This is a genomic window from Moorena sp. SIO3B2 (assembly GCF_010692525.1).
Classification (GTDB): Bacteria; Cyanobacteriota; Cyanobacteriia; order Cyanobacteriales; family Coleofasciculaceae; genus Moorena; species Moorena producens.
In genome coordinates, this window is record NZ_JAAHHE010000458.1 from 1 (window position 1) to 4235 (window position 4235).

The window sequence follows — 4235 nt, forward strand, 5'->3', positions numbered from 1 at the left end:
CTATAGTCAAGTTTGATTTGACCCTGTTAATGGAAAAAACTGAGTCGGGAATTGAGGCCAGGTTAGAATACAATAGCGATTTGTTTGATCAGCAAACTATTATCCGGATGGTAGGGCATTTCCAGACTTTGCTCGCAGGTATTGTTGCTAATCCACAAGCACAAGTTTCAAGGTTACCGTTACTGACAGCAGCGGAACGCCAGCAGCTATTGGTGGAATGGAATAATACCGATAGTGACTATCCTCAAGATAAATGTGTCCATCAGTTGTTTGAGCGGCAGGTAGAAAAAACTCCCGATCAAGTAGCCGTGGTGTTTAATGGGGAGCAACTAACTTACAAGGAATTAAATCAAAGAGCTAACCAACTAGCACATCACCTGCTTTCACTCGGAGTTGAACCAGAAGTATTGGTAGGTATTTGTGTGGAACGTTCCATTGAAATGGTAGTGGGACTGTTGGGGATACTCAAGGCTGGTGGTGCTTATGTAGCCCTGGACTCCAATTATCCAGCAGAACGTCTGAGTTATATTTTGGCCGATTCGGGTGTGGAGATGTTGTTGACCCAACAGCAGTTGTTGTCATCTTTGCCATCACATACTGCACGGGTGGTTTGTTTGGATAGTGATTGGAGAACAATAGAGCAACACACTCAGGATAATCTTGAGCTTGGGGTAGGTTCGGATAATTTGGCTTATGCAATCTACACGTCTGGTTCTACCGGACAACCCAAAGGAGTTTTAGTCGAACACAAAAATGTGGTTCGTTTATTCGCAGCCACTCAGTCTTGGTATCACTTCAATGCCAATGATGTTTGGACTAATTTCCATTCCATTGCTTTTGACTTTTCAGTCTGGGAAATCTGGGGAGCCTTATTTTATGGTGGACGGCTTGTCATTGTCCCCTACTGGATAAGTCGAGATCCTCAAAGCTTCTACGACTTGCTGTGTTCCGAGAATGTAACAGTACTCAACCAAACTCCATCTGCTTTTCGCCAACTGATTCAGGTTGAACAATCGAACAACACACAAGCACAACTAAATTTACGACTAGTTATTTTTGGTGGAGAAGCCTTAGATTTACAGAGCTTGAAGCCATGGTTTGAGCAGTATGGGGATAAAAGTCCACAGTTAGTAAATATGTATGGTATTACAGAAACAACTGTGCATGTTACTTATCGACCTCTAACCATAAACGACCTTAACAGCAACGGCAGTGCGATTGGTTGTCCAATTCCCGATTTACAGATGTATATCCTCGATGAAAACTTACAACCAGTGCCTATTGGGGTAACAGGGCAAATGTATGTTGGTGGAGCAGGTGTCACGCGAGGGTACTTGAATCGCGAACAGTTGAATAATGAACGGTTTATTCCTAACCCATTTAATCGTAAACAAGAAAGTAGGCTTTATAAGACGGGAGATTTAGCCCGCTATTTGCCCAATGGTGATATTGAGTATAAAGGTCGCATCGATAACCAGGTCAAAATTCGCGGTTTCCGCATCGAACTTGGAGAAATTGAAGCCATCTTAGGTCAACATCCAGCTGTGGGGGAAACACTAGTTGTGGCCAGGAAAGACCAAGCTGACCAAAAACATCTGGTGGCTTATATTGTTTCCGAGCAAGAACAAGAGCTAACTAGTAGCCAATTGCGACAGTTTCTGAAACAAAAATTACCGGATTACATGATTCCCTCTGCCTTTGCCTTCTTGAAAAAACTCCCTTTAACTCCCAATGGCAAAATTGATCGCCACGCCTTACTTGAATTAGATACATCTAATCGACCTCAAGAAGCTGGGTTTGTTTCACACCGTAATTCCTTTGAATTGCAACTGTCTCAAATTTGGTGTAATCTCCTCAATGTCCACCCAGTTGGAGTTAAAGATAACTTCTTCGATCTTGGAGGTCATTCCCTGTTAGCAGTTCGTCTCATGGCTCGGATTAAGCAGCAGTTTGGAACTGATTTACCTTTAGCTAGCTTGTTCACGGAACCCACTATTGAAAACCAAGCTAGTCTTCTGGTCAATGCCACTGAGAGCCAATCTTATTCTCCCCTAGTTGCTATTAATAAGGTAGGAAATTTACCTCCTTTCTTCTGTGTTCATCCGGTTGGGGGTAATGTTCTTTGTTATGCAGAGTTGGCTGGTTATCTAGGAGATAACCAGCCCTTTTACGGGTTGCAATCCCCTGGTTTATTTGGTGAGTCTGAACCATTAACCGGAATTGAGGATATGGCCAGTTGCTACATTGAAGCCTTGCAAACTATTCAACCGGTCGGGCCTTATTATTTAGGAGGTTGGTCATTAGGAGGTATTATTGCTTGGGAAATGGCTCAACAATTATCTGCTGCTGGGGAAGACGTGGCTCTGCTAGCATTAATCGATAGCTATTCACCTGTTGCTATTGACCGACCAGAACAGGTGGATGAACAGATGCTGGCAAGCTCTTTGGCTAAGGATTTGGGTAGTGTTTTTGGTACAGAACTGTCGATTGCGGTTGAGGAGCTTAAGCAAGGAGGGTTAGAGGAGCAATTGCAGCACATCCTTCGGGAAGCGAAAGGGCTCAATATCTTACCACCGGAAATCGGTATTGAGCAGATGCGTAAGCTATTTGGAGTTTTCCAAGCCAACTTAATGGCTATGTATCGCTATCAACCCCAGCCCTATTCTGGTCGGATTGCTCTATTTTTTGCCAGGGAGTTAGAAGCAGAAGACCGAGGTTGGAATGAGCTAGCAGTAGGTGGTCTAGAAACTTACAGGATTCCTGGTGATCATTATACTATGATGCGCTCACCCGATGTTGAGATTTTAGCTAAACAGCTAGAGCTTTTAGTTAGAGAGTGAGGGGATTGAGGGTTTGGTAAGTAAGGCTCACCTTAGGATAGCTTTAGGGTAAGTCTATCCATCTAACCATTTTGTCCTTAGTTAGGTAAAGCGCTCGATTGATCAGGTCATTTCCTTGCTCGATTTCTTCTTGCAGCACCGGGATAACTACCTCTTCCATCACCTGTTCTTGTTCCCGGCGGGTCATTTCTCCATCTTGTAGAAAAACGATGCCGGGATGCACTTCACACTCAACAACAAAGTTTTCAAAATCCTTGATATTTGCCGTTACCAAAATGCGGTCATTATCAATAGCATATGCCAAGACTTCACGGTCGCTTGCCCCCAATAATCCGCGATCGCGCACGGCAATTGCATCGGCTAGACATTGTTGGCAGAGATAGCGGGCAACAGCAGGGGATAAATCTTCATCAATTAGTAACTTGATAGTATTTGACACTAATACCTATCTCTACTGATAGATTTCCATGTAGAGTTGGGCAAAAGCTAAATCTATCGGAGATAGATAAGGATAGTCTTCAAGAATAAACTCTGCGGATTCTCCCCGGTTAAGCCGACCAGCAATACGACGAACTGACAAGCGAGATTGAGAAAAAATCAACTCCCCTCCCATTATGTTAGGATCCCTAACCAAACTATTCACCCATATGGCAAATTTTTCAATTAGAGCTAACAAGCAGAGATTATGTATTTCCTTGGGCTGGGTTTCCAATAGCCAGCGCCAAAGTTGCCAATGATGAAGAAGTCCACTTTTAGGTTGAGTTTGGTCTAAGGTATCTATCATAATTTAGGCTTTATATTCCATCAAAACTAAACGAATGCTTACCTCTTTTATTCAAAAGCACCTCAAGTAGCGTGGCACAGGCTTCTAGCCTGTGATGTAACGCATAAGCTGATAGCTGATAGCTGATAGCTGATAGCTGATAGCTTACTTGTGTCTCCTCTAAGACTTAGCCGTGACAGCAGCAATACGCTTCAAAATCCCCAAAACATCATATAAATAATTGCCAGGATTCCAGATATCAAACGCTTTTGATAAAGCATAGCGTAGGGTTTCGCCTTTCACTAACTTGATAAAGATAAAGCTTGCACCATTGGTAATAAGACCAAATGTTGGTTGCTCTGTTTGGGGAATCTTGAGCATGTAAACTAGTGCTTGAGGAATTGCTGGTTGTAAGGACACAGCAGAACGTTTGGACTCAATAACGGCTATCCAAATTGGTTTGCTAGTTACCAAAATATCAATACGCCCTTTGATAATTGTGTCTTCATCTTTATCTTCAATGGGTAAAGACACTTCATACTCTGCTTTAACTTTAAAAGGCGGTTGGTAAAATCCTGCCAAATCCAATAAGGGAGAAACAACAACCATTTTAACTAGGTCTTCTAGTACCA

4 protein-coding genes are annotated in these 4235 nt (G+C 42.8%); 1 reads left to right on the forward strand and 3 read right to left on the reverse strand.

Features of this window, described 5'->3' with window-relative positions; all coding sequences use genetic code 11:
- A partial coding sequence (locus tag F6K38_RS36095; protein WP_287359851.1) for a non-ribosomal peptide synthetase occupies positions 1-2840 on the forward strand: 2840 nt, incomplete at its 5' end.
- A 43-nt stretch (positions 2841-2883) separates the two neighbouring features.
- On the opposite strand, the gene F6K38_RS36100 is transcribed toward F6K38_RS36095, so the two are convergent.
- The 3 genes from F6K38_RS36100 to F6K38_RS36110 all read right to left on the reverse strand — a co-directional run.
- The gene (locus F6K38_RS36100) at positions 2884-3279 is read right to left on the reverse strand and encodes a DUF5615 family PIN-like protein (RefSeq protein ID WP_287252240.1); all 396 of its coding nucleotides are present in this window, start codon (positions 3277-3279) and stop codon (positions 2884-2886) included.
- Between the two features lie 12 nt (positions 3280-3291).
- Positions 3292-3624, reverse strand: a complete 333-nt coding sequence (locus F6K38_RS36105; protein ID WP_287252242.1) for a DUF433 domain-containing protein — start codon at positions 3622-3624, stop codon at positions 3292-3294.
- A gap of 159 nt (positions 3625-3783) precedes the next feature.
- The coding region (locus F6K38_RS36110) for a type I restriction endonuclease (RefSeq protein ID WP_287359852.1) at positions 3784-4235 on the reverse strand (452 nt) is incomplete at its 5' end.